We start from the raw sequence: 23,886 nt of genomic DNA on the forward strand, positions 1-23,886 counted from the left end.
GGATTTCTCGATGAGCTCTTTTTTTTCCAATCTCTTCAAATTCGGCTCGCAGAATATGGCCATCGATCTGGGGACGGCAAACACCCTGGTCTATGTTCAGGATCGCGGAATCGTCCTTAACGAACCTTCTGTTGTTGCCATTGAAACGATCAATGGAATCAAACGCGTCAAGGCTGTTGGTGAAGATGCAAAGATGATGATGGGCAAAACGCCTGACAGCATCGAAGCGATCCGTCCCTTGCGCGATGGTGTCATTGCAGACATCGAAATCGCCGAAGAAATGATCAAGCACTTCATCCGCAAGGTGCACGGCAAACGCACGCTGTTGCGATATCCTGAAATCGTGATCTGCGTTCCCTCTGGATCGACCAGTGTGGAACGCCGCGCGATTCGCGATGCGGCCAGTAATGCGGGCGCTTCGGAGGTTTTCCTTATCCTTGAACCTATGGCCGCTGCCATCGGTGCAGATATGCCCGTGACAGAGCCGGTCGGTTCAATGGTTGTCGACATCGGCGGCGGCACGACCGAAGTCGCCGTGCTCTCTCTGCGCGGCCTTGCTTACACGACATCGGTTCGCACCGGCGGTGACAAGATGGATGAGGCGATCGTCTCCTACGTTCGCCGTCATCACAATTTGCTGATCGGTGAAGCGACGGCGGAGCGGATCAAAAAGGATTACGGCGTCGCAACCGTGCCGGATGATGGCGTGGGCGAAACCATCGTGATCAAGGGGCGTGATCTTGTTAATGGTGTGCCCAAGGAAATCACCATCAATCAGGCTCATGTAGCAGAAGCCCTTTCGGAACCCATCGGTGCCATTGTCGAAGGTGTCCGCATTGCACTGGAAAATACCGCACCAGAACTCGCTGCCGATATCGTCGACCAGGGCATTGTGCTCACCGGTGGTGGCGCGCTGATCCGCGGGCTGGACGATCACATCAGGGAAGAGACCGGCCTGCCTGTCAGCATTGCTGAAGATCCATTGACTTGCGTGGCGCTCGGCACCGGCAAGGCCATGGAAGACCCGATCTATCGCGGCGTCTTGATGACGGCGTAATCGCTTAACACCTATTGGGGGAGCGGGCCGCAATGGCACCGCCTTCGGCGCAAACAACCGGTTCGAACAAGAAGGCACAGCTTGGCCGCTTTGCCGGCTATGTGTTTGCCAGCGCGGGCGCTGTTATCGGCGCGCTTCTGCTTCTCGTCTCGCTTTTGCGGCCAGATGCCTTTTACGGCCTGCGTAGCATGGCCACCGATGCCGCTTATCCCATAGGGGAAGCTGGCGCCGTGGGCCGTTCGGGGTCACGCAGCTTCTTTGAAGCCATTGCCGGTTACTATCAGGCTGGCTCCAAAAACGCTGAGCTGGAGCAGGAAATCGCCATTGCACGCGTCAGGCTGGCAGAGGCGGCAGCTCTCGAACAGGAAAATGCACGGTTGAAAGCTGTGCTCGGCCTGAAAGAGGACGAGAACGAACCCATTGCCGTGGGGCGATTAATCGGGTCCAGTTCTTCCAGCTTGCGTCGGTTTGGTTATCTTTCTGCCGGTCGCAATGACGGCGTTGAAGTGGGTATGCCGGTAACGTCACCAATGGGCCTGGTTGGCCGAATACTTGAAACAGGCCGCTCGACCTCGCGCGTCCTCCTGCTGACGGATCCTGAAAGCATCGTGCCCGTTCGCCGCGCAACGGATGACGTGGTCGCATTTGCCGAAGGACGCGCAGACGGCAGTTTGCGCATCCGTCTTATCAATCTCGGTATCAATCCGCTCAAAGAAGGCGATATATTCGTGACCTCGGGCGCGGGGGGACTTTTCACTCCGGGCGTAGCCGTGGCGATGGTTACGCGGATTACCGATGATGGCGCCATCGCCAGCCTGCTCAGCAACCCGGCGGCTACGGACTATGTCGTTGTCCATCCTTTCTTTGAGCCTGAGGCGATCACCGCCTCACAGGCCCCGCTGCGAACCGAACAGCCTGTCGAAGACGATTGATGGAACAGTTGAACCCCAGCGCACGGCGCGATCAGTTCGGCAGCAAGATAAATCGGGACCATTCCCCCGTGCTATCCCACGGGGTTCCATGGGCGATTATCCTGCTGGCTTGCATGTCGCCCCTTCTGCCGATCATTGCATCTGCCCCTCTCGTCCCACCGCTGGGCTATATGTTCCTGCTGGGCTGGCGCGTGTTGCGCCCGGGAATTCTCCCCTTATGGGCCGGATTGCCGATCGGCCTGTTCGATGACATGTTTTCAGGCCAGCCACTAGGATCCGGCGCGCTGCTGTTTTCACTCACCATGATTGCAATCGACTTGATCGAGATGCGATTTCCCTGGCGCGGCTTTTGGCAGGACTGGGGTGTAGCTTCGATATTCCTGGCTTTATATCTTGCGCTGGCGGCAATATTTTCCGGCGCATCTTTGTCGCTGGTTCAGTTTACTCTCATCTTGCCGCAGCTAGCCTTGTCTATCCTGATTTTCCCGCTTGTAGCGCAGCTGGTTTCGCTGCTTGATCGTTTCCGGCTGAAGCGCGTTCGTAGATTCGGCTAGATAGATGGCACCGAAACTAACCTCCAACTCCCTGAAGCAGACCTTTGACCGCCGCAGCTTCGTGGTGGGCGCTGTGCAGGGCGGTATTGGTTGTCTGCTGGCAGCCCGCATGGGCTATATCGCAGTTGCCGAGAATGAAAAATACGAGATGGAGGCGGAAAGCAATCGGGTGAACCTTACCCTGATACCGCCACGGCGTGGCTGGATCCTTGATCGCAACGGATCGCCCCTCGCCTCCAACCGCGCAGATTTCCGCGTCGATATCATACCTGAACGTCTCCACGATCCCGAGCACACCGTTAATTTGCTTGGTGAGTTGCTCGATTTTACCGAGGTCGAAAAAGTCGATCTAATGGAAAGGCTTCAGGACAGCCGCGGCTTTGCTGCAGTGGCTGTTGCCAGCGGCCTGTCCTTTGACAAATTTGCCGCTGTCAGCGTGCGCCTGCCGGAACTGCCCGGCGTCGTTCCCCAGCGAGGTTTTTCGCGCTATTACCCTACTGCTGCATCTGTCGGCCATCTTATCGGATATGTCGGTGCGCCCAGTCGCGAGGAATATGAGCTGGAGCCGCAGCCACTGCTTCTGACCCCGGGCTTCAAGATGGGCAAGGACGGGCTGGAGCAGCAATTCGAACAGATCCTGCGCGGCGTACCCGGCGCGCGCCGGGTAGAGGTTACCGCCGCTGGACGGATTGTGCGCGACCTCGAAACCCGAGAGGACGTGCAGGGAAACCCCGTGCGCCTGACGATTGACGGGCCACTGCAGGATTACGCTGCGCGGCGATTGGGGCTGGAATCCGGCTCCGTCGTCGTGATGGATTGCCTCACAGGTGATCTTCTTTGCATGGCCTCCATGCCCAGCTTCGATCCCAACAGCTTTTCAAATGGCATCGGTCGGCTCGAATACTCCATGCTCAGTGAGAATGAGCGCGTGCCGCTGCGCAACAAGGTTTTGCAGGGACTCTATCCGCCCGGATCGACTGTCAAACCGACCGTGGGCATGGCGTTGATGGGCGCCGGGATAGATCCTGAAGAAACAGTGTTTTGTGGCGGTGGCCTTCGTGTGGGTAATCGAGTGTTCCGTTGCTGGAAGCGAAGCGGACACGGCAGCGTCAATCTCGCCAAGGGTATTTACCAGAGCTGCGACGTTTATTTCTACGCGATGGCGCAGCGCACCGGCATGTGGCCAATCGCGGAAACCTGTCGGCGTTACGGCATGCAGCAGGAGTTCGATCTGCCTGTGGTCAGCCAGTTTTATGGCACTGTGCCCGATCCTGACTGGAAAGAGGAGAAATACGGTCGGGAATGGCAGGCATTCGACACAGTTAATGCCACCATTGGCCAGGGTTATATGCTCGCCAGCCCGCTGCAATTGGCGGTCATGGCGTCACGTCTGGCAACATCCGATATTGTGGTGCCGCGTTTACGCCTTACAGACACGGCGCCGCGCTTTGAATCCATGGACGTGAGCGCGGAATACAAGGCTTACATTCGTCAGGCGATGAGTGATGTGGTCAACGGGCCGGGTACTGCTGGGCGCGCGCGTCTTCCAATTGATGACGTGCTCATGGCAGGAAAGACCGGCACTGCGCAGGTTGTCGGCCTCAATCTGTCGGACGGTAAATCGGGCCCGTGGAAATATCGTGACCACGGCCTGTTCATCTTTTTCGCCCCATTCGATAATCCGCGCTACGCAGGTGCAGTGGTGATCGAGCACGGCGGCGGATCGGGCGCGGCATATCCGGTTGCGCGTGATGTGATGACCTTCCTTTTCGATCCGCAAAAGGGGCTGGATGCATTGCATGCCCTGGAAGCACAATGGGGCGGAACTGCGCAGCAAAGGCTCGATAGGCAGTATGCGGCCTATGCCGCGGCCGCGGGAGTAGATCTGCCCCCCGTCCCTGCCCCTATGACTTTGGCTCAGCAGGTCGATGCAGAAGCGCGGGCCGCTGTTATCGAACCGGTGCGGGCCGATACCGATGCATTTGTCCCGCGCGAAGAAGCCAATCCTCGATCCAGCGAGGTAGCGACATGAGGGGCGCGATTACCCTGCCCGCTCCCCTGGCAGAATTTCCATGGCGAGTCGTAATTCCCCTGACGGTGCTGGTCGCCTTCGGGGCGGCGGTACTCCATTCAGCGGCTGGCGGTTCGATGAGCCCCTATGCCGGATCCCATCTCGTGCGATACGGCCTGTTCCTGATGGTGGCGTTGGTCATTTCCTACTTTCCGCAGGACTGGGCGCGGCTGGCGGCCATTCCCGGTTATGTAGTCGTGCTGCTGCTTCTGGTCGCAGTGGAGGTCATGGGCCAGATTGGCGGCGGTAGCCAACGCTGGCTGGAACTGGGCTTCATGCGGCTGCAGCCATCCGAGATCATGAAGCCGGGCATCGTTCTGATCTTGGCCGCATTTTTCCATGCGCTACCCGTCGGCATGATTGGCACATGGCGTGCCCTCCTCACACCACTCGGGCTGATCGCCCTGCCAACAGGATTTGTCCTGCTGCAACCAGACCTTGGAACCGCGCTGGCCATCGTCTTCGGCGGCATCGTGGTGATGTTTCTCGCAGGAATCCCGCAGAAATGGTTCATCGGCGGAGGAATTGCCGCTGTTGTCGCTGCACCTATCGCCTTTTTCTTCGCCCTCCAGCCATATCAGCAGCAGCGCGTCCTGACCTTCCTGGATCCTGAGAGTGATCCGCTTGGCACCGGATATCACATCACCCAGTCCAAGATTGCCATCGGTTCAGGCGGAATCCTGGGCAAGGGCTTTGGTGAAGGATCGCAAAGCCAGCTCAATTACCTGCCCGAACCGCACACCGATTTCGTCTTTGCCACCATGGCAGAGGAATGGGGCTTGCTCGGCGGCCTGCTGGTGCTTCTGGTTTTTGGCATCGTCCTGCGGTGGGGATTGATCGTGGCGCGCGAAGCGAACGATCGGTTTTCGCGCCTGTTCGCCGGAGGGCTGACGGCAACGATCTTCTTCTATGTCGCGGTCAATCTCCTGATGGTTATGGGCATGGCTCCGGTCGTGGGTATTCCGCTGCCTTTCATGAGCCATGGTGGATCCTCGATGATGACCAATATGCTCTGCGTGGGCGGCCTGATGATGGTGGAGCGCTGGAATCGGCAGAGCGTTCGGACGAGCCTTTAATTCGAGAATTTTGCAGCTCCGATGCAATCGCCCCTTTAACCGCTGCACGAACTCGCTATACGGACGCCTTCGCGCGAATCGCCTTGGCCGATCTGCACGTAATTGAGGACCCGCGTAAGCGGGTTCAGATATGGACGCATAGCTCAGTTGGTAGAGCAGCTGACTCTTAATCAGCGGGTCCTTGGTTCGAGCCCAAGTGCGTCCACCATTTCTCCTTTCATCTCCTAGGCGCGCAGGTCGAATGGTCTGACTCTACATTGTGCCTCCAGCGAGCCTTGCAAATTTGCTAACTACGAATTTGCAAACTATTCCTCCTTTACATGGGTAATCGGCGAAGACTTTTTGCGGGCGAGAAGCTGCGTAAGATCCGTGAAGACAGGGGGCTCCGGCAAGCCGAGATGGCAAAACGGCTGGCGATCAGTTCATCCTATCTCAGCCAGCTGGAACATGACGACAGGCCGTTGACGGCCCAATTGGCAGAACGCCTCGCCAGTCTGTTTCCGATCGATTGGCAGGATATCGCCGTTGATGACACCGAACAATTGACTGTCGCCCTGAGAGAAGCGTTGGGCGATCCGATTTTCAATGAACCTTTCAGCCCCGAAGCGCTTGTCAGGCTTGCGGAACAACAGCCGGTATTTGCCAAACGCTTTGTCGAACTCCACGAACTCTATCGTCGCAGTACCCAACAGCTGGAAATGGCAGACGATGCAATTTCGGCGGACAATGCATCAGGATCGCCCCTGCCCTGGGAAGAGGTGAGGGACTGGTTCCACCTTTCCAACAATTATGTCGATTTGCTGGACCGGCTAGCGGAAAACCTCGCGCTTTCGATGAGCGATGAACAGGGCCATTTGACCGGGGCTGCCCTGCGTGTGCACCTTGCCGAAAAGCACCGTATCACGGTGATTTTCGAACGATCAAACCAGCTCCGGCAGTTTGATGAGGCTGAACGAATACTGCGGATTGATGCCGGACAACCGCCGACGGGCATCCGGTTCCAATTGGCCTATCACGTCGCCGTCATGTCACTTGGCGAGACTATTGCCCAGATTGCGGAATATGCTGAGCTCAAATCTGCGGCGGCGCGCGAACTTCTCAAGGTTGGCCTCGCCAATTACGCCGCCGGAGCGGTCCTCATGCCATATGAGCATTTTCGCCAGTCTGCTCGCCGCGAAAGGCATGACGTCGATCGGTTGGCCCTGTTGTATCGAACCAGCTTCGAGCAAGCTTGTCACAGACTTTCATCGCTGCAAAGAGAAAGCTCCAGGGGATTACCTGTGTTCTTCTGCCGAGTGGATATGGCGGGAAACATCACAAAGAGACACAGTGCGACGCGGCTCCAATTTGCCCGCTTCGGAGGCGCATGTCCGCTCTGGATCGTGCATGAGGCCGTCGCCATTCCCGACCGTGTCCTCGTGCAATTTGCAGAAACGCCCGACGGGGTCCGCTATGTTTTCATGGCCAAGGGCCTGGTCAAACCGTCGGGTGGTTTTGACCGAAGCCCAAGACGATATGCCGTCGCGCTTGGCTGCGAAATCCAGCATGCCAGCGAATTCATCTACGCCGATTCCATCAATCTGAATTCAGACAATGCTGCTGCCCGGATTGGTGTCTCCTGCCGCATCTGCCCACGGACGGATTGCGACCAGCGTGCCTATCCACCAAGCGATCAACAGATCGAAGTCGATCTGTTTGACAGGGGGATCGTCCCTTATTCCATGCGTCGGGTTGATTGAGATGTCTGCTGGTGGGCCAGTAATCATTCACCGTCCGAAAAGCGCAATCGCGCCTTAGGCAAGATTTGCGAAATCCTCTGGAAATGTGATCGTAGTGGCAAAACCATCGCCACCAACCGTGGCGATTTCACCGGAATGTCGCGCAGACATAGCCCTGATCATGCGCCAGCCTAGCGAGTTGGAACGCTCTCGTTTTACACCTTCCGGCATGCCGATGCCATTATCAGCCACCTTCAGTTCCCAGCGCGGACCATCTTCCTTGCTATCCAGCGACCGTTCAAAACTGACATCGACGCGGCCTTCCTTCAGCCCATTGAAGGCATGTTTATAGGCATTGGTGATAAGCTCGTTGACGATCAGGCCGAGATCTACCGCAGCTGCCCCCTGCACGACCACCGGATCACCAAAAACGGATATCACGATGTCGAGCTCCGGGTTGGAGAATGCGTCCTGCGCATGTCTTGCGACATTTTCGAGCAGGGGGATGAGCGTAACTTTTTCGCCCAGATGCGCCCTTTGCAATTCTTGATGGACCTTTGCCACTGAATGCACGCGCGCCTCCAGTTGAGCCATCGCCTCGCGCGTTTCGGCAAGCTGTGTATTGCGCTTGCTTAGCTGGATGAAGCTGATGATCAGCGCCAGATTATTCCCGGTTCGGTGGTGCACCTCATCGATCAGCAATTCACGTTCTGCCATAGCCTCTGCCAGTTCGCGATTCTGGCGGGATAACTCAGAAATGGGATCGGTATCGCTCAATTCCCCGAGTTTCAGTCCGGCCTCTTCGACAAGAGCAGGAATGGTTTTGGGATTGGCGGCGATGGCGAAGCCGAGCTCCGCGCAAGTGCCTTCGCTGGAAGATTGCAGGTCAAACGTGTCGGCAAGCCTTTGTACGCCCGAAAGACCCAGCCCCATGCCCGATGAAGGATTGCGCGATGCCTTGAACGGGCGGCGTTCCTTCACAAACTGCATTTCTGCGGGAAGGCCCCCGCCCTGGTCCTTGACCCGCACGATCAGCCATGAACTCGCACTATCGGCCTTCGCGTGGAAATGTACCTTTCCGCCTCCACCATGTTGCAATGCGTTACGGGTAATTTCCAGAATTGCTGTGATCATGCGCGTCTTGGCGAAACTTTCTAGGCCAAACGCCTGCGCAATTGTGTCGCTCACCTGACGCACCCTTGGCACATCTGCCTCGGCCCCGATCCTGACTGTAATGATGTCCATGTCAGAGCGACCTTGCTGCATTCATGCGTGCAACTAGGATGCTTGCATCGTCACGTTTCAGACTTTCTCGACCGAGCAATTTGCCGGCGATTACAGGTGCGCTTCGTTGGAACAGCGAAGACTGCCTTTCGATGCCGCGCAGTGTGGAAAGACCGTCGGAATGCATGACAAGCACCGCGCCATGGTTCAGTTTCACCGTCTCGACAGGCGGCGTCGTGGGCCTGCCTCCCAGCAAGCCGTCACGCGCCGAGATGCGGTGGATCTTGTTGTTTTCGACTATGATCGTGCTGATGTTGCCAATGCCGGCATGGCGCAATTCACCCTTGGCTCGGTCCAAGGCAACTATCGCTCCCACCGCCCCGCGAGTGCCAGCCAATGTTTCCGCGATCTGCGAAAGCAGTTCGCCGGGATCGCTCTGGCTGGCCTGCAAGAACGCCTGCCGGGCCTTATCTGCAGCATCCGCTGCCTTGGCGCCATGTCCCAGGCCATCGCAGAGGAAATAGACGCACTCATCCCCTATGGATCGTACAGCAATCGCATCGCCGCAGCGCCTCTCTCCGGGATAGGCAAGGCGGAATCCAGAATGGTCGATGGCTTCGCCTGGGCTGGCCTTACATCGTCGGAATTCGGCGCTGATTACGGTCCCGCTGCTGCCCGTCTCCACGTCCATTCGATCACACAGACGATGAATCGCTCCAAGGCCGGTGCCGAGCGACGTTGAAGATGTTTCACCATCCTTCAGCATGCGGTCAAGCCGCTCTATGCCCGGCCCACTGTCGATACCAAGGATCTGCAACCGTTCTTTCGCTGCGGCACCGAACACTTCGACCAGCATCCGTCCGCCCCGGCCATGGCGGATGACATTCTGGGCAATCTCGGTTGCAACGATCGCCGCATGTTCGACTTCATTCGCATCAAAACCAAGCGCATTCGCAGTACGTCTTGTGCGCCGCCGGGCTTCTGCCACGGCACTGCTTTCTTCAACTTTCAACCAACCAATCATCGTGATCTGCAGACTCCAATCATGCGAACGATCGTTCCTTTTCCGACCGTGCTTTCAATCATGAACTCCTGAGACAGGCGTTTTGCTCCGCCTAATCCCCTGCCCATATTGCCTTTGCGGGTTGAAAAGCCATCCGCCAGCGCGGCACCTATGTCTGCGATTCCCGATCCAGTGTCGCTGCATTCTACGCCGATCCGGCCACCATCGGCGAATTCATAAATCACCAGCCGGCCTCCGCCCCCGTGGGTAAGTGCATTTCGCGTAATTTCGCTGACAGCCGTGACAAAACGCGTGAGAAATATGTCGCGCGCGCCTTTCGCCTTCATCAATTCGCTGACCCGTCCGCGGGCGCGAGCAATGTCACGGTCAGTCCGCAAGGCGATCTCTGTTACTTTACTCGCCCCGTCGAATGCCATTGGCCATGCCCGCCTTGCGCATCTTGGCCAACGCGTGATCCAGGGTCAGGGCGGTATGGTTTTCAGGGAGATACATGCCAAGCTCAACCAATGTCATTGCAACGGCAGGTCGCATTCCGACGACATAGGTTTCAGCATCGAGCAGGCGAGCAATCGCCGTCAATTGCGCCAGCACGCGGCCAACGAATGTATCGACGATTTCCAAGGCGGAAATGTCCACGACAACACCGCGCGTCTCGTTTTCCGCGATCTTCGAAGAAAGCACTTCCTGCAGTTCGATGATATCGGAATCGGTGATGTCCGCCGTTATCGAAACCAGCAGGACGCCCTCGACAGCATAGATCGCCGCGGCATTCACGGCTTGCGCGTCCCATTGTCATCGATCGCGCGGATTGCGACACCGACAGAGGTCAACGCATCTGTCAAAGCGCTCTTGATCGAAGACCGCGTGAGCACTTCGCCAACATCGACACCGAGTTCAACCATGGTTTGCGCGATCTTGGGGCTGATGCCACTGATGATGCAAGTCGCACCCATCAGGCGCACCGCAGCGGCAGTGCGCAGCAGGTGTTGGGCGACCTGGGTATCAACCGTCTTCACGCCGGTAATATCAACGATCACAACTTCGGCCTGACGCTCCACAATAGCCTGGAGCAGGCTTTCCATCACTTCCTGCGCACGCAGACTGTCGAGCGTACCGATAAGGGGCAAGGTCAGCACCTTGTCCCACAGTTCAACCACCGGTGTTGAAAGTTCCAGCATCTCATCACGCTGGCGCTCAATGATCTGTTCGCGCTCCGCAATGAACACCTCGTTCGTGTAGATGGCAAATGCGTCAATCGCCTTGGACAACAGTATGACTTCGTCGATCAGAAGATCAGGAGAATCCGAGAGCTTTTCCTTCAGCCGGGAAAAAAGCGGAACCTTCAGGGCAAGTATCAGCGCCGCCATTTCGCCCGGCAACACGCCGCGCTCTACCCGTTCATGAGTAATTTCGGAAAGGATGCCGCGCAAATCTGCCCAATGCTCATCCTTGAGGACAAACTCGCCACCACGCGAAGTATCGCGCACGCCGACCCGGAACGCTCGCAGAAGGCTGGCAGCCTGGTCACGCTCTTCTTTTTCGGAGAACAGATCCGCCCGTTTGGCACCGTCTTCATCCGCCTGCTCGATCCATTCGTGAAGTATGCCCTGAACGTCCTCTTTCAGGACTTCCAGCGTCGCTTCTAATATTCCGTTGGTCATTCCGGCTCCATAATCTGTTTATGAATTAAGCGCCTAGCGCAAAAAATGGGGCGCAGGAAGGTCACAATCAGGACCATTGTGCGTGCGAAAATTAAGGACGGATGAAGACAAAAAGTAATCGGTCCAGGCTTGCGCGCCGGGCAGGAGCTGCTCTAATCTGTGCCGTGCAATTTTTTCGCCCGAAATGGTTTCTGGCTGCCGTCTGCATGGTTTTGGCGGGTTCTGGTGCGATCGCCAGACATGCCAATGCGCAGGACAACGCCCAATGGCCCGCATTGCTGCGCGAAGACCTGCGTGTTGCAGCGATTGGCGATTCACTGCTGAAAGCCAATGCCGATTTGTGCCGCAATACGATGCCTGTGACTGGAATGGTGCTGCATAGCGCCGATCAATATGGCAGCGGTTCAATGCAGGCGCGCTTTGCAAATGGCCCAATTGCAATCTCAACCATCGTATCGGGGTCTTCTTCCGCCGTGGCAGGACTGCGGCCTGATGATGCGATAATTGCCATAAACGGCCATCCCACTGATGCACTTGCCGCACCCTTTCAAGGCAACTTGCGAGAGGCAGCTTTTGCATTGCTGGCATCGCAACCGGTGGGCGGCCCCATTTCCATGCGCATTGCACGCGGAGGGTCAGAGCAGGAATTCATCTTGAATCCTCCGGCCGGATGCCATTCTCTTATAGAAATTCGCGTTGAAAGCGGTCCGCGGGCTCGATCGGATGGGCAAATTATCCAGATCCAATATGCATTTGCGGGCCAATTGGATGATCAGCAAGTCGCGATTGTGATTGCGCATGAACTTGCCCACTCGGTGCTGGAACATCGACGCCGCAAGGAGGAGGCCGGGATCGACAATGGTCTGTTTGCCGCGGTGGGAAAGAACAGGCAGGCAAACCGGCGGGCGGAAATCGAGGCTGACAGGCTTTCTGCACATTTGCTTGCCAATGCAGGCTACGATCCTGCTCTGGTGCCGGCATTCTGGCGATCCGACATAGGCAAAGATATTGGCGGCGTATTATTAGAGAGCGGGATCTACCCATCTCATGAAGCGCGCGCGCAAATGGTTGAGCATGAAATCGCCTTAAATTTGCCGCAGCGCCGTGGCCCCACATGGCCTGACCATCTGCTGGTCTTACGCGATAGAGGCTTCGCCCCGCCCGACAGTTCCGACTAGGCGGATCGCTGTCGTTCGGGCGCTGCGCTGATGTCGATATAATTCCTGTCGAAATAAGTAAGCGGCGTCGCATCTTCCCGATGGCTCGCTTCAATCAGCGCGCCGATAAAAATCGTATGCGTACCAAATGCATGCCGGTCAGCAACCGTGCAAATCAGGCTCGATTGTGCGCTTTGCAGAATGGGCACGCCCTGGTGTTCTTTCCAGTCACCAACTGCAAAGCGATCAAGGTCAGGGCTAACGAAATGCTCGGCCACATCACGATTGGAAAGGCCGAGGATATTAATGCAAAACCGCTCCGCCTTTGTCAGTGGATCATGCAAAGATGCATCGCGGTTGATGCAAGCCAACAGCGAAGGCGGATCGAAACTGAGCGAACTGACTGCGGTAGCGATAATGCCGTAATTTTGCCCGTCGAGAGTTGTTGTCACCGCATAGACCGTGGCCGCCACATGCCGCATAGCTTCCCGAAAGGCGCTCCCAAGCGCAACGTTGCTCTGTCCTGCAGGCTGCATGCGCGTTCATTGAAGAGGGTTTGCCACAGGCGCAAGGGGGAATTTCCAGACTGAATGTGATTCTGGCAACTTGCCATCACATCAGAATGTGATAACTAGGCTGAATGAACGATATTACTATCAAAAAAGTGCGTGAGATCGTGTCGAAAGGCAAGATAACCCGCGCCGGACTCGCTCGTGCTGCCGGACTGCATGCAAACACCTTGCGCGATTGCACAGAGGAAAGCTGGAATCCCACCGCGGATACCTTGGGTAAACTCAATCGCTTCATGACCGAGAATGACGAAGCGCCTGTGCTCGTCGGGATTGAGGAGATCATCGAGGAAGCGCGCAACGGCCGCATGTATATTCTCGTGGATGATGAAGATCGCGAGAATGAAGGCGATCTTATCATCCCTGCACAGATGGCCACACCCAATGCCGTCAACTTCATGGCCACCCATGGCCGCGGCCTCATCTGTCTGGCGTTGACCGCTCAGCGCGGCTCGGAGCTCGGGCTTGAATTGATGAGCAGCCGAAATCGCACCAGTCATGAAACGGCCTTTACGGTCGCCATCGAAGCCCGTGAAGGCGTGACAACGGGCATAAGCGCGGCGGACCGTGCGCGAACCGTTTCGGTCGCCATCGATTCATCCAAGGGCGCGGACGATATCGTGACACCCGGCCATGTATTCCCCTTGCTCGCACGTCCGGGCGGCGTTCTGGTGCGTGCCGGCCATACAGAGGCTGCCGTTGACATTTCGCGCCTGGCCGGGCTGAATCCCAGCGGCGTGATTTGCGAGATCATGAATGAAGACGGCACTATGGCGCGGCTGGATGATCTCATCTCATTTGGCCGCAAACATGGCCTGAAGATAGGTACGATCCGCGATCTCATCGAATATCGCATGCGTCACGATCACCTCGTGAAGCGCACCAATGAAAGCACGTTCCAGTCCGATTATGGCGGAGACTGGCGGGTGGCATCTTATCGCAACTCGGTCGATGGCTCGATCAACTTCGTGTTGCAAAAAGGAAATGTCATCCCCGGACAACCAGTTCTGACACGGATGCATGCGATCTCGATCTTCGATGACGTGCTGGGCCGTTCCGGTGACAAGAAACGCGTATTGCAACGCTGCATGGCCGCCATTGGCGAAGAAGGTAACGGCGTGATCGTGGTGCTTGTGCCCAACAAGTCTGCCTCGCTGGAGACAGAACTCGGAGGCGCAGACAGGGACACTGGCGAATTGCGCGAATATGGCATAGGCGCGCAGATCCTTGCCGATATTGGCGTGCATGACATGATCTTGCTGACCAATTCGAACCACAATGTCGTTGGCCTGCAAGGCTATGGCATCAGCGTGGTCGAAGAACGTCCTATTCCGGAGTAATCGATGGCCAATTTCCTGATAGTCGAGGCCCGTTTTTACGGCCATCTCAATGATATGCTGATAGCAGGCGCGAAGGCCGCGCTAGAATCAGCCGGACATTCTGCCGAGGTGGTGACCGTGCCTGGCGCATTGGAAGTGCCCGGCGCAATTTCCATGGCTGCGGAAAGCGATCGTTATGACGGTTTCGTCGCCATTGGCGTGGTAATCCGCGGAGAGACGTATCATTTCGAGATCGTCGCCGGGGAAAGCGCCCGTGCGCTTATGGCACTGACGATGGATTCTCTTGCCATTGGCAATGGCATTCTCACCACCGAAAATGAAACGCAGGCCATCGCCCGCGCTGATCCTGCTCAAGGTGACAAGGGCGGTGAAGCTGCCAAGGCTGCAATGCGGCTACTGGAATTGCGCGACGAATTTGCTTGAGCCACGAATGCGGGAAGCCCTATCTGGCCAAGGGCTAGACAAGGCCACATCCTGATCTTCATCATCATTCCCAGAACTTTCACGGCTTACGTTGATCTCGGCATGCAATCACATCGCGGTTGAGCAAAATGTGAGGCTGCTGAAAATCTTGCACATCTCAACGAGTTTCAGCCGGGACTGATTGGAACCAAGCGGCTGCTCATGCGCTCCACGGTCCATGAACGACCCTCTGGAATGGATTGCCGCGATCGGCGCCGTGCTCGCCTCATCGATGATCGCTTTCGACCTGGGTCGACGCGCGACGGCGTGGGGATTTGTCCTGTTCTGCGTAGTTTCGATTACCTGGATCTATTCCGGCCTGACCGGAGGATCGATGCCCATTGCGGCGATGAATTCCATCTTGCTGCTGATTAACGGTTGGGGCGTTTACCAATATTGGTTTCACCCCAAGAACCGCCAAGGCGCAGCCGGCAAATCCGGCTGACGCCCTCATATATCAGGCCAGTCGACCAAAGCAGCCTTTGCCGGCATAAAGCGCACTGTCGCCCAAATCCTGTTCTATGCGAATGAGCTGATTGTATTTTGCCAGCCGGTCCGAGCGGGCAAGCGAGCCTGTCTTGATCTGTCCGCAATTGGTAGCAACCGCAAGATCAGCGATAGTCGCATCCTCGGTTTCACCCGATCGATGGCTCATCACAGAAGTGTAACCGGCACGATGTGCGATATCTACCGCTTCCAGCGTTTCAGTCAGGGTTCCGATCTGGTTGACCTTCACCAGCAGGGAATTGGCGAGGCCTTGCTCAATACCCATGCGCAGCCGTTCTGGATTGGTCACGAAAAGATCGTCACCCACCAGCTGGACCTTGTCGCCAACCGCCTCTGTCAACGCCTTCCAACCTTCAAAATCGTCCTCAGCCATGCCGTCTTCGATCGACTTGATCGGATAGTCGGCACATAATTGAGCAAGGTAATCAGCCATTTCCTGAGAGCTGAGTGATAGTTGTTCGCCAGCCAGATCATATCGTCCATCGGCGAAAAATTCGGTGGAGGCGCAGTCCAGCGCCAGCACTACGTCATCACCCGGCGTAAACCCTGCCTTTTCAACAGATGTCATGATGAAATCGAGCGCGTCGCGCGTGCTGGCCAGATCGGGCGCGAAGCCGCCTTCGTCCCCCACTGAGGTCGACAGTCCCTTGTCGGAAAGGCCCTTCTTCAGTGTATGGAAGATTTCGGAACCCCAGCGGACAGCCTCTGCCAAAGTCGGCGCGCCGACCGGCATGATCATGAATTCTTGCACGTCAATCGGGTTATCGGCATGTTCGCCGCCATTGACGATGTTCATCATCGGAACGGGTAGGACATGCGCCGAAACGCCGCCGACATAAGCCCACAGCGGCATGCCGCGTGCATGGGCAGCGGCCTTCGCCACGGCCATACTTGCGCCCAAAATCGCATTGGCACCAAGCTTGGATTTATTGGCAGTGCCATCCAGTGCAAGCATCGCCATATCCACATCGCGCTGGTCTTCGGCATCCAGCGCGCACAACAGATCGGCAATCGGTCCGTTGACCGCCGCAACAGCCTTGGTCACGCCTTTGCCCATATAACGGCCCGCGTCGCCATCGCGCAGTTCAACAGCCTCATGTGCGCCGGTGGAAGCGCCTGACGGTACTGCCGCGCGGCCCGAACTGCCATCTTCCAGAAGCACATCCACCTCAACGGTGGGATTGCCCCGACTATCCAGAATTTCGCGGCCAAAAACTTCAATTATCGCGGTCATGTCGTGATCCCTCAGAGTGCTTGCGCCGCTCCTATATCGCGGAACCTTGCACTGCAACACGCGTTAGATAACTTGAACGATGGTGTGTTATAACCACAATACATCAAGGCGAAGACAATTCTGCAGAGGATTAATCCTCTGCCAAATGGAAGGGTAAACATCATGGCTGCCAAGAAGCCTTCGACAACAAACAAGACCACGCAACCCGCTGAAGCGACCGTTGCTGCGACTGATAATGCTACTGAAACCGTGGATATGACAGGCGGCGACACGACTTCTGCCGATACATCGCCGCGTACTGCCGAAGCGAAATCTCGTTTCAACGCTGCTATTGCAGAAGCCAAAGCCGGTGCAGCCGCGCTGGGTGATGAAGCCAAGGTTCGCGCCGGGCAATACCGTGACGAAGCGAAGCATAAGAGAGAGGACTGGTCTGGCGAAGCCCGCAACAAGGCCGGCGAACTCGCTGTTGAAGGCAAGCATAAGGCAAGCGAAGCGCTTTCTGGCCTGTCCCGCATGATCGATGAAAATGCACCGACGCTGGATGAAAAGCTTGGCGCAAAATATGGTGATTATGCACGCAACGCTTCCCGCAATCTGCAGGAAAACGCTCGTATCCTTGATGAAAAGAGTCTGGATGAATTGGCTGACGGATCGCGCGAAGCAATCCGCAAGAGCCCAGCGACTGCAGTTGGCATCGCGGCGCTTGTCGGGTTCATGTTCGCCCGCCTGTTCCGCTAAGACACAGTGGCAGTGCAAGAGGACGATAGCGTTGTCCGCCCTCCTGATGGCGGAACGATGCGCCTTCCTGAACCACCCGTTGATACGCAAGCCCCGGTAGATCCTGTAGAGGGCCTCCGGGGCGCCGCACCCGAAGATGCCGATAGAGCCGCAAAACGCTCTCTTTTCGACGATTTCGAGGCATTGTTTGATGACGCGCGGACCTATGTGGATGCGGAACTCAGCTATCAGAAAAGTCGAGCTGGTTTTGTTGCAGACCGCTTGAAGAAGGCTGTCGCCTTCGGGCTTGTCGGAGCATATTTTGGCGTACTGGCGACCGTTGCGCTTGCTGTCGGCCTTATCATCGCATTGACCCCCCTGATTACTGCCTGGGGTGCAACGGCGCTGGTTGTAATCGCGCTGTTGCTGATCGCCTTTCTCCTTATCCGCCGTGCGCGTCAGGCGTGGAACGAATTATCCGGCGCAATGAACTCTACTGAAGATGAGCCGGCCCAGAATGACTGATCGAAAAACACTTTTGCTCCAGGATCGCGCCCTGCGCGATGCGGCAAAGGGCCTGGTGAAGGCCGACTTGCGCAATATGCGCTCTGACGTCCAAGAACAGGGCGTCGCATCCCGCACGATGACGCGTCTTCGTGAAGGTGCCGAAGGTGCTGGCGACGATGCCCTGAATTTTGCGCGCGCGAACCCTGCCCAAGTCGGCTCCGTGATAGTCATCGGCATTGCTGCATTTGGTGGTTTCATCTTTCGGGATCGTCTTGCGGAAGGGATCGTCTCGCTGTTCAATCTGGAGCGCGAGGAAAATTAAATTCCAGATACAGAAACTATCGGAACAACAGACCGCTCCGAGCCGTATTAAAACTGACACACAATCTGCCGGAGACTCCCGATGAACGACATGAAACGCGAAGATATCAAAAACCGAGTTGAGGCCGCACAGGCCCGCGAGGAAGCCAAGACACCTACGCTAACCGAACGCGCAACCGAAACCGCGTCAGATGCGGCTGATGGTTTCACAACTTTCGTCAAAGAGCACCCATTTGCCGCCGCTGCAGGCGGTGTAGCACTTGGTGTTCTGGTAGCCGGCCTGTTCCGGGGGCCTCGACAGGCTGCCGCACGAGGCGGGGCAAAGGCCGTGGGCCTTGCCGCGGTCGGCGCCGAAATCGCCAGCGGCTTTGCCTCCCATTTGCTTGACGATGCATCGGACATGGGCCGTGAAGGCGCTCGCCGTGCAAATGACCTTACTGACCGTACTGGAGACAAGGCGCGTTCATTTGGTCGTTCCGCAAGCCACAAGGCTGGCGACGTCGCTGACGCAGCACGCATTGCGCGCCGTGAAACGGGCAAGGCGATAGCTCGGGCCATATCCCGCCGTTAAGCTGACTCAGCCCGCATATTTACATTAGCACTTGCGCGCCCTGCTGGATTTCCTAACAGGGCGCGCAATTGTATCTGCAGCAGGGAATTGAGCCATGTCCGACGATCAGCAACTTCTTCACCTCGTGATAGGCGGCCGGGTCAACGATCCCCGCAGTGTCGACTTCAAGGATTTGAAGGACATACATGTCGTGGGGTTCTTCCCCAACTATGCAGAGGCGGAGGAAGCATGGCGCGGATGGGCGCAGCGCACTGTTGATGATGCAGAAATGAAATACGTGATCGTCCATCTGCATAAATTGCTGGAGCCGGAACTTCCCGGAATATAGCCGTACAGACAGAACGCACGCATTGAAAAGCGGTGCGTCTGGACTGGTATGACGAGAGCCTTGATAAGGAAAATGCCGACCATGTGATCGGCTCTTCTTTCTGCAATGGCCGTAACTGACGCAGGCACTGGCGCATGCGCCTACCTAAAAATCTCGGTTTCCGGCTCCTTGGCAAGCACGTTTATGGGGCACTAGCTCTCCCAATTTACCTTCGGTTTACCAATAACTTCTACGGACTGGTCATCATGAATGGCGCCCCTTCGGGGACCGGAGAACAACATTGTCAGAAGAAAGATCGGCAATCCTGACGGACTTTCCCGGTGCCTGGATTCTGTACTGGCTGCTGATCCCAAATGACGTGACCCCCTGATTTTCCTCCAAGTTGGATTAGAGTCCGGCCCTGACAGAAGGACGGACGAGATGAAGAGAACGAGGTTTTCAGAAGAGCAGATCATTGGCGTGCTGAAGGAAGCGGAGGCGGGAGCCAAGACCGCTGACCTTGCCCGTCGGCACGGTGTATCTGAAGCGACGATCTACAACTGGAAGTCGAAGTATGGCGGGATGGAAGTGTCCGATGCCCGGCGGCTGAAGGAGCTGGAGAGCGAGAACGCGAAGCTGAAGCGTTTGCTGGCCGATGCGATGCTGGACAAGGCGGCGTTGAAGGATCTTCTGGCAAAAAATGTATGACCCGCCCTGTCCATGCAAGGGTCGATTGGTGTTGACGGTGCCAGTCTGCACAAATGTATCCGGCCTCTCGCGAGTGGGCCGCTGTTGCGGCCAGGCCTTGATGAGATCCGCGCGCCTCGTTCCCAGATAAATGCTTCGGGCTTTCTGCCCGCTTTTTTGACGGGGCTTACGATGCGCTGGTCCACTGTCTCGTCATCACTCTTACGAACCTCGCAGTTGGTGGCGGCGCCGTTCAGCCGAACGCTGGAACGCGCCGCTCGTAGGTGGCGCCCGGCTTGGTCAGAATCACCCAGACAACGCGAGCGATCTTGGCAGCCAGGGCGACCGTGACCTTGTTCTTGTGCATCCTGCTCTCAAGCCCGTCGAGCCATGGGCCCAAGCGGTCCCTGCTTCTATCGAGATGTGTAACACAGGATCGAGCACCATGGACGATCATCCTTCGCAGGTATTTATTGCCGCGCTTGCTGATGCCAAGCAGCTTAGTCTTCCCGCCGGTCGAGTGTTCGCGCGGCACTAGACCGAGCCAGGCAGCGAGATCACGTGCCCTGCGGAACTGACGTCCCGACCCTGCCGCCGCCAGCAGAGCGGTCGAGGCCAGCGGTCCGATGCCCGGCACAGTCATCAGGCGCCGTGCGGTATCGCTGCGCGCGGCGATGGCTTCGATCTCGTGGTTCATGGCTGTGATGCGCTGTTCGAGTTCCATCATCTCGCCGTGAACCTCCGTCAGGATCCGGCGCATCGAAGGGGTGAGCTCGTTGGTCTCATCCGCAAGCACGCGCGGTATCTCGGCCTTGAACTTGCCTGCGCCCTGATGGATCGCGATACCATACTCGAGACAGAAGGCGCGCATCTGGCTGATCAGCCTCGTTCGATGGGCGATCATCCGGTCTCGCACCCGGTGGAGTGCTTGCAGGTCGATCTGCTCCGGTGTCCTTATCTCTACGAAGCGCATCGTCGGCCTAGTGACGGCTTCCGCAATGGCTTCCGCGTCGATGATGTCGTTCTTGTTCGACTTTACGAAGGGCTTCACGAATTGTGCCGGCACGATCCTAACTGTGTGCCCCATCCCTAGCAGCTTGCGCGCCAGCCACTGCGAACCGGGGCATGCTTCCATCCCGACCAGAACCGGCGACGCGCGTTCGAAAAACTGCAGCAACGTCTCCCGCCTGAATGTCGCCTTCTGGATCGGTGCATGGGCCGCATCGAGGCCGACAACGTGAAAGACTGTTTTGCCAATGTCGATGCCGAAGACGGCTGCATCTCTTGGTTGGTTGCGTATGCTCATAATTACCTCCTTCTCAGTCCGCCGAATGTGCATGGAAGGACAGGGCGGGTCATCCCATTAGTTTTGACGCCCGCCGCGCAGCGGGAAGCTGTTGCTCATCTCCAGGCGTGCCATGGGATGAGCGAGCGGCGGGCGTGCCGTGTCATCGATGCTGATCGCAAGAGCGTGCGTTACCGTTCCACCCGGGACGATGACGTCGATCTGCGTGAGAAGCTGCGCGAGCTGGCCAACCAGCGTCGCCGGTTCGGCTATCGCCGTCTGCATATCCTGCTGCGCCGGGAGGGGATCATGATCAACCGCAAGAAGACCCAGAGGCTCTACCGTGAGGAAGGCTTGGCGGTCAGGCGACGACGTAGCCGCAGGCGTGCTGTTGGCACAAGGGCACCTGCTCCGGTTCTGGCGCTGCCGAACCAGCGCTGGAGCCTGGACTTTGTTCACGACCAGATGGCTTCGGGAAGACGGTTCCGGGTGCTCAACGTGGTCGATGACGTGACCCGGGAGTGCCTGGCAGCGGTGCCGGACACCTCGATCTCTGGTCGCCGTGTCGTTCGCGAGCTGACCGCACTGATCGAACAGCGCGGCAAGCCAGGCATGATCGTCAGCGACAATGGCACCGAGCTCACCAGCAACGCTGTGCTGGCATGGTGCGGCGAGGTCGGCGTGGAGTGGCATTACATCGCGCCCGGAAGGCCGATGCAGAATGGCTATGTCGAGAGCTTCAATGGCCGGATGCGGGACGAACTGCTCAACGAGACGCTGTTCTTGAGTATGGCCCATGCCCGTGTCGAGATCGCGGCCTGGGTCGAAGACTACAATCGGGAGCGACCACACTCGTCTCTCGGTTACGCAACACCGGCGGCGTTCGCCGCTGAACTGGATAAGCAATGGCCTGCTTCGCTACGCCCTACGGGCTCCGCTACGCAGCCCATTGCTTCAACCGCGCTGATGCGCAAAACAACCGCCCGGCTCTAATCCCAGCTGGGGGAAAGCTGGGGGTCACGTCACAAATCTTGCATTCATGATCATGTGGTTCGTGGGCGGTCCGCCTATGATACCCGTCTTCGCATTGACCTCCATGGCAGGTATTGCCGCCGCGCAAATTCCTTCTGTGACATTAAAGAGAGTCATCTTGGCGGGGACCATCGGATATAGCATATTCTACTATATTTGCGTATCATTTAATCTCGATATCGAAAAGGCAAGCTCCCTTTTCCCATTGTTGATGGAAATAAGTCCACTGCGTTCTCCAGAGTACATAATGTCTCTTGCAGCCTTCATTGTCACTGCTTCCATTGCTTTGAAGAAGGCGCCGCATGTACGCAGGTTTTCTTCTCCGATGTCCTATCTTATCGCAGTTCTTTTCACAATTGGTCTTCTATATGCCGACCATTTCGCATCTGCAGATACACGCAGTACCTACAGCCGCCTTCCGCCCCCTGGGACCTCTTTCGCTTCCGCAACCGGTCTGACAGGGATCGAGGTACCTGGTCCAGATTCTCGCAATCTGGTTATCGTAATTGTGGAATCCTGGGGTGTGCCTCAGGGCGAGCGGGTTCAAGCAATTTTCGACGCTGATTGGAAACGCCCGCACTGGGCGACGCGATATGACGTCAGCCAGGGCAATGTTCCATTCTACGGGTCAACGACGAGTGGCGAGCTACGAGAGCTTTGCGGCCGCTATTCCACATATTCGGAGGTCGGAACATTTACAGATGATTGTTTGCCCTCCCGCTATCTGAAAGCCGGATATCAGACCACAGCCTATCACGGGTTTTCGCGGAGCTTCTTCTCGCGTGACGAATGGTATCCAAAAATAGGCTTCGGCCGATCCAAGTTTAGGGACATATTGGAAAGCGAGGGCATTTCGGAGTGTAAAGGCGTATTCGCTGGCTCCTGCGATCGAGAAATCCCCGCAGCAATAGCCGAGCAGCTGAAATCTTCGCATTCGCCGCAAATGATCTATTTCTTGACGCTGAACACGCATCTACCGATCATGGATGATCCGAAGCTCGGTACAGCGGATTGTCAACTGGGAGGGACGGCTTGGGCTCAAGCGAACCCTCAGCTTTGTCGACTGTTCCTGCTCCATCATCAGCTTGCCGATGAAATTGACAGGATGGCGATGGACCAACTCCTACCACCTACGGATTTCCTCATCGTAGGCGATCACTTTCCAGCATTTTTCGACCGCAGCAACCGCAAGCATTTTGTCCCTGGCGTCGTGCCTTGGGTATTCCTCAGCTATCGCGCCGATGCAAACGGTGAAGAGCTGGACGAGAGGATAGGTCAGTCACACTAACAAATCACTGGGTTCGCTTTTCGTCCAATTACGAAATTGGCAATGAGCGCTTCGCCTCTCATATCCCTGCGGGCGCTCAAATGAATTCGATCTTGTCCACGAGATAGAACTTCTCGCCGGAAGGGACAGTCACTTCGACTTCATCACCGACGCTCTTGCCGATCAGGGCACGGGCGAGCGGACTTTCATAGGAAACGCGCCCAACCTTGGCATCGCTCTCCGCTTGACCGACGATCTGATATTTCAACGGCTTGTCATCTTCATCCAGAACGGTGACAGTCGCACCAAACACTACGCGATCGCCAGAAAGCGAAGCTGGATCAATGATCTGCGCGCGGCTGACCTTGTCTTCAAGATCGGCAATCTGCGCTTCGACCTGGCCCTGACGTTCCTTGGCGGCGTGATATTCGGCATTTTCCGAAAGGTCGCCATGCGCGCGCGCTTCCTCGATCGCATCCACGATCAAGGGGCGCTCGGCCCGAAATGCCTTGAGATCAGCGGTCAGCTTTTCGTAGCCTTCAGCCAGCATCGGCACTTTTTGCATCGTGTTCCCTGTCTTCGTCTGATTCACCTGTCAAAACAACC

At 56.9% G+C, this 23,886-nt stretch carries 25 protein-coding genes, 1 tRNA gene and 2 pseudogenes; 19 read left to right on the forward strand and 9 right to left on the reverse strand.

Going from position 1 to position 23,886, the window contains the following annotated elements; genetic code table 11:
- The first annotated feature begins 10 nt into the window (after nt 1–10).
- The 7 genes from CP97_RS10195 (at nt 11) to CP97_RS10225 (ending at nt 7,429) form a co-directional block, all read left to right on the forward strand.
- Nucleotides 11–1,057: a rod shape-determining protein gene (locus CP97_RS10195; protein WP_048885852.1), complete on the forward strand. Its 1,047-nt coding sequence runs from the start codon at nt 11–13 to the stop codon at nt 1,055–1,057.
- Nucleotides 1,058–1,089: 32 nt separating this feature from the next.
- Nucleotides 1,090–1,989, forward strand: coding sequence for a rod shape-determining protein MreC (mreC, locus tag CP97_RS10200; protein ID WP_048885853.1), 900 nt, complete (start codon nt 1,090–1,092; stop codon nt 1,987–1,989).
- Nucleotides 1,989–2,543, forward strand: coding sequence for a rod shape-determining protein MreD (gene mreD / locus CP97_RS10205; protein ID WP_048885854.1), 555 nt, complete (start codon nt 1,989–1,991; stop codon nt 2,541–2,543). The genes mreC and mreD overlap by 1 nt, the downstream gene beginning before the upstream one ends.
- 4 nt (nt 2,544–2,547) lie before the next feature.
- A complete protein-coding gene (mrdA, locus tag CP97_RS10210; RefSeq protein ID WP_048885855.1) occupies nt 2,548–4,575 on the forward strand; it encodes a penicillin-binding protein 2 in 2,028 nt (675 codons plus the stop codon).
- Nucleotides 4,572–5,690, forward strand: coding sequence for a rod shape-determining protein RodA (gene rodA, locus CP97_RS10215; RefSeq protein WP_048885856.1), 1,119 nt, complete (start codon nt 4,572–4,574; stop codon nt 5,688–5,690). The genes mrdA and rodA overlap by 4 nt, the downstream gene beginning before the upstream one ends.
- A 132-nt stretch (nt 5,691–5,822) precedes the next feature.
- Nucleotides 5,823–5,898 (forward strand) — tRNA-Lys (locus tag CP97_RS10220).
- 112 nt (nt 5,899–6,010) lie between these two features.
- A complete protein-coding gene (locus CP97_RS10225) occupies nt 6,011–7,429 on the forward strand; it encodes a helix-turn-helix domain-containing protein (protein WP_048885857.1) in 1,419 nt (472 codons plus the stop codon).
- 54 nt (nt 7,430–7,483) lie between these two features.
- Here CP97_RS10225 and CP97_RS10230 read toward each other — a convergent pair whose 3' ends face one another.
- Genes CP97_RS10230 through CP97_RS10250 form a run of 5 tightly spaced genes read right to left on the reverse strand, consistent with a single transcriptional unit; the run spans nt 7,484 to nt 11,317 of the window.
- Complete coding sequence (locus CP97_RS10230; protein WP_048885858.1) at nt 7,484–8,653, reverse strand: ATP-binding protein; 1,170 nt, start codon at nt 8,651–8,653, stop codon at nt 7,484–7,486.
- A gap of 1 nt (nt 8,654) precedes the next feature.
- Nucleotides 8,655–9,620: a SpoIIE family protein phosphatase gene (locus CP97_RS10235; protein ID WP_161485454.1), complete on the reverse strand. Its 966-nt coding sequence runs from the start codon at nt 9,618–9,620 to the stop codon at nt 8,655–8,657.
- A 32-nt stretch (nt 9,621–9,652) separates the two neighbouring features.
- Entirely contained in the window at nt 9,653–10,072 is a 420-nt protein-coding gene (locus CP97_RS10240) for an ATP-binding protein (RefSeq protein ID WP_048885860.1), read from the reverse strand.
- Entirely contained in the window at nt 10,050–10,430 is a 381-nt protein-coding gene (locus CP97_RS10245; RefSeq protein WP_048885861.1) for an STAS domain-containing protein, read from the reverse strand. The genes CP97_RS10240 and CP97_RS10245 overlap by 23 nt, the downstream gene beginning before the upstream one ends.
- A complete protein-coding gene (locus CP97_RS10250) occupies nt 10,427–11,317 on the reverse strand; it encodes an STAS domain-containing protein (RefSeq protein WP_048885862.1) in 891 nt (296 codons plus the stop codon). The genes CP97_RS10245 and CP97_RS10250 overlap by 4 nt, the downstream gene beginning before the upstream one ends.
- Before the next feature lie 206 nt (nt 11,318–11,523).
- Here CP97_RS10250 and CP97_RS10255 point away from each other — a divergent pair, with 206 nt between their 5' ends.
- On the forward strand, nt 11,524–12,495 hold the full coding sequence (locus CP97_RS10255) for a PDZ domain-containing protein (protein WP_149036457.1): 972 nt from the start codon (nt 11,524–11,526) through the stop codon (nt 12,493–12,495).
- Here CP97_RS10255 and CP97_RS10260 read toward each other — a convergent pair.
- A complete protein-coding gene (locus CP97_RS10260; RefSeq protein ID WP_161485455.1) occupies nt 12,492–12,947 on the reverse strand; it encodes a flavin reductase family protein in 456 nt (151 codons plus the stop codon). The genes CP97_RS10255 and CP97_RS10260 overlap by 4 nt on opposite strands.
- A gap of 167 nt (nt 12,948–13,114) precedes the next feature.
- Between CP97_RS10260 and ribB the strand changes: the two genes are divergently transcribed.
- The 3 genes from ribB (at nt 13,115) to CP97_RS10275 (ending at nt 15,290) form a co-directional block, all read left to right on the forward strand.
- Nucleotides 13,115–14,383, forward strand: coding sequence for a 3,4-dihydroxy-2-butanone-4-phosphate synthase (gene ribB / locus CP97_RS10265; protein ID WP_048885865.1), 1,269 nt, complete (start codon nt 13,115–13,117; stop codon nt 14,381–14,383).
- A 3-nt stretch (nt 14,384–14,386) separates the two neighbouring features.
- On the forward strand, nt 14,387–14,806 hold the full coding sequence (gene ribH / locus CP97_RS10270) for a 6,7-dimethyl-8-ribityllumazine synthase (RefSeq protein ID WP_048885866.1): 420 nt from the start codon (nt 14,387–14,389) through the stop codon (nt 14,804–14,806).
- Between the two features lie 217 nt (nt 14,807–15,023).
- Nucleotides 15,024–15,290, forward strand: a complete 267-nt coding sequence (locus CP97_RS10275; RefSeq protein ID WP_048885867.1) for a hypothetical protein — start codon at nt 15,024–15,026, stop codon at nt 15,288–15,290.
- A gap of 12 nt (nt 15,291–15,302) precedes the next feature.
- On the opposite strand, the gene eno is transcribed toward CP97_RS10275, so the two are convergent.
- Nucleotides 15,303–16,586, reverse strand: a complete 1,284-nt coding sequence (gene eno / locus CP97_RS10280) for a phosphopyruvate hydratase (protein ID WP_048885868.1) — start codon at nt 16,584–16,586, stop codon at nt 15,303–15,305.
- A gap of 162 nt (nt 16,587–16,748) precedes the next feature.
- Between eno and CP97_RS10285 the strand changes: the two genes are divergently transcribed.
- The 6 genes and pseudogenes from CP97_RS10285 to CP97_RS10310 all read left to right on the forward strand — a co-directional run.
- The gene (locus CP97_RS10285; RefSeq protein WP_227819578.1) at nt 16,749–17,324 is read left to right on the forward strand and encodes a hypothetical protein; all 576 of its coding nucleotides are present in this window, start codon (nt 16,749–16,751) and stop codon (nt 17,322–17,324) included.
- A gap of 12 nt (nt 17,325–17,336) precedes the next feature.
- Nucleotides 17,337–17,828 (forward strand): phage holin family protein, encoded by a 492-nt coding sequence (locus CP97_RS10290; protein ID WP_149036458.1) that lies wholly within the window; start codon nt 17,337–17,339, stop codon nt 17,826–17,828.
- Entirely contained in the window at nt 17,821–18,132 is a 312-nt protein-coding gene (locus CP97_RS10295) for a hypothetical protein (RefSeq protein WP_048885870.1), read from the forward strand. Before CP97_RS10290 ends, CP97_RS10295 begins: the two co-directional genes overlap by 8 nt.
- Before the next feature lie 81 nt (nt 18,133–18,213).
- Nucleotides 18,214–18,702: a hypothetical protein gene (locus CP97_RS10300; RefSeq protein WP_048885871.1), complete on the forward strand. Its 489-nt coding sequence runs from the start codon at nt 18,214–18,216 to the stop codon at nt 18,700–18,702.
- A 94-nt stretch (nt 18,703–18,796) separates the two neighbouring features.
- Nucleotides 18,797–19,030: a DUF4170 domain-containing protein gene (locus CP97_RS10305; protein WP_048885872.1), complete on the forward strand. Its 234-nt coding sequence runs from the start codon at nt 18,797–18,799 to the stop codon at nt 19,028–19,030.
- A gap of 420 nt (nt 19,031–19,450) precedes the next feature.
- Nucleotides 19,451–19,714, forward strand: a pseudogene (locus CP97_RS10310) (transposase); the annotation flags it as partial.
- A gap of 235 nt (nt 19,715–19,949) precedes the next feature.
- Here CP97_RS10310 and CP97_RS10315 read toward each other — a convergent pair.
- A complete protein-coding gene (locus CP97_RS10315; RefSeq protein WP_048884335.1) occupies nt 19,950–21,002 on the reverse strand; it encodes an IS110 family RNA-guided transposase in 1,053 nt (350 codons plus the stop codon).
- Between the two features lie 60 nt (nt 21,003–21,062).
- On the opposite strand from CP97_RS10315, the pseudogene CP97_RS10320 reads away from it, so the two are divergent.
- Together CP97_RS10320 and CP97_RS10325 are read left to right on the forward strand one after the other, a co-directional pair.
- Nucleotides 21,063–21,974 (forward strand): annotated as a pseudogene (locus CP97_RS10320) (IS3 family transposase); the annotation flags it as partial.
- Between the two features lie 76 nt (nt 21,975–22,050).
- The gene (locus CP97_RS10325; RefSeq protein WP_227819579.1) at nt 22,051–23,301 is read left to right on the forward strand and encodes a sulfatase-like hydrolase/transferase; all 1,251 of its coding nucleotides are present in this window, start codon (nt 22,051–22,053) and stop codon (nt 23,299–23,301) included.
- Between the two features lie 76 nt (nt 23,302–23,377).
- On the opposite strand, the gene greA is transcribed toward CP97_RS10325, so the two are convergent.
- A complete protein-coding gene (greA, locus tag CP97_RS10330) occupies nt 23,378–23,845 on the reverse strand; it encodes a transcription elongation factor GreA (protein ID WP_048885874.1) in 468 nt (155 codons plus the stop codon).
- Between the last annotated feature and the right edge of the window lie 41 nt (nt 23,846–23,886).

The organism is Aurantiacibacter atlanticus, from assembly GCF_001077815.2.
In the GTDB taxonomy this organism is placed as follows: domain Bacteria; phylum Pseudomonadota; class Alphaproteobacteria; order Sphingomonadales; family Sphingomonadaceae; genus Alteraurantiacibacter; species Alteraurantiacibacter atlanticus.

Excerpts from the sequence above, each read along its gene's own strand:
- CP97_RS10240 (WP_048885860.1), bottom strand. The coding sequence starts at position 10,072 with ATGGCATTCGACGGGGCGAGTAAAGTAACAGAGATCGCCTTGCGGACT.
- CP97_RS10315 (WP_048884335.1), bottom strand. The coding sequence starts at position 21,002 with ATGAGCATACGCAACCAACCAAGAGATGCAGCCGTCTTCGGCATCGAC.
- ribH (WP_048885866.1), top strand. The coding sequence starts at position 14,387 with ATGGCCAATTTCCTGATAGTCGAGGCCCGTTTTTACGGCCATCTCAAT.
- CP97_RS10325 (WP_227819579.1), top strand. The coding sequence starts at position 22,051 with ATGATACCCGTCTTCGCATTGACCTCCATGGCAGGTATTGCCGCCGCG.
- rodA (WP_048885856.1), top strand. The coding sequence starts at position 4,572 with ATGAGGGGCGCGATTACCCTGCCCGCTCCCCTGGCAGAATTTCCATGG.
- CP97_RS10275 (WP_048885867.1), top strand. The coding sequence starts at position 15,024 with ATGAACGACCCTCTGGAATGGATTGCCGCGATCGGCGCCGTGCTCGCC.
- CP97_RS10255 (WP_149036457.1), top strand. The coding sequence starts at position 11,524 with ATGGTTTTGGCGGGTTCTGGTGCGATCGCCAGACATGCCAATGCGCAG.
- CP97_RS10305 (WP_048885872.1), top strand. The coding sequence starts at position 18,797 with ATGTCCGACGATCAGCAACTTCTTCACCTCGTGATAGGCGGCCGGGTC.
- mreD (WP_048885854.1), top strand. The coding sequence starts at position 1,989 with ATGGAACAGTTGAACCCCAGCGCACGGCGCGATCAGTTCGGCAGCAAG.
- greA (WP_048885874.1), bottom strand. The coding sequence starts at position 23,845 with ATGCAAAAAGTGCCGATGCTGGCTGAAGGCTACGAAAAGCTGACCGCT.
- CP97_RS10195 (WP_048885852.1), top strand. The coding sequence starts at position 11 with ATGAGCTCTTTTTTTTCCAATCTCTTCAAATTCGGCTCGCAGAATATG.
- CP97_RS10300 (WP_048885871.1), top strand. The coding sequence starts at position 18,214 with ATGAACGACATGAAACGCGAAGATATCAAAAACCGAGTTGAGGCCGCA.
- CP97_RS10250 (WP_048885862.1), bottom strand. The coding sequence starts at position 11,317 with ATGACCAACGGAATATTAGAAGCGACGCTGGAAGTCCTGAAAGAGGAC.
- CP97_RS10285 (WP_227819578.1), top strand. The coding sequence starts at position 16,749 with ATGGCTGCCAAGAAGCCTTCGACAACAAACAAGACCACGCAACCCGCT.
- eno (WP_048885868.1), bottom strand. The coding sequence starts at position 16,586 with ATGACCGCGATAATTGAAGTTTTTGGCCGCGAAATTCTGGATAGTCGG.
- ribB (WP_048885865.1), top strand. The coding sequence starts at position 13,115 with ATGAACGATATTACTATCAAAAAAGTGCGTGAGATCGTGTCGAAAGGC.
- mrdA (WP_048885855.1), top strand. The coding sequence starts at position 2,548 with ATGGCACCGAAACTAACCTCCAACTCCCTGAAGCAGACCTTTGACCGC.
- CP97_RS10225 (WP_048885857.1), top strand. The coding sequence starts at position 6,011 with ATGGGTAATCGGCGAAGACTTTTTGCGGGCGAGAAGCTGCGTAAGATC.
- CP97_RS10230 (WP_048885858.1), bottom strand. The coding sequence starts at position 8,653 with ATGGACATCATTACAGTCAGGATCGGGGCCGAGGCAGATGTGCCAAGG.
- CP97_RS10295 (WP_048885870.1), top strand. The coding sequence starts at position 17,821 with ATGACTGATCGAAAAACACTTTTGCTCCAGGATCGCGCCCTGCGCGAT.
- mreC (WP_048885853.1), top strand. The coding sequence starts at position 1,090 with ATGGCACCGCCTTCGGCGCAAACAACCGGTTCGAACAAGAAGGCACAG.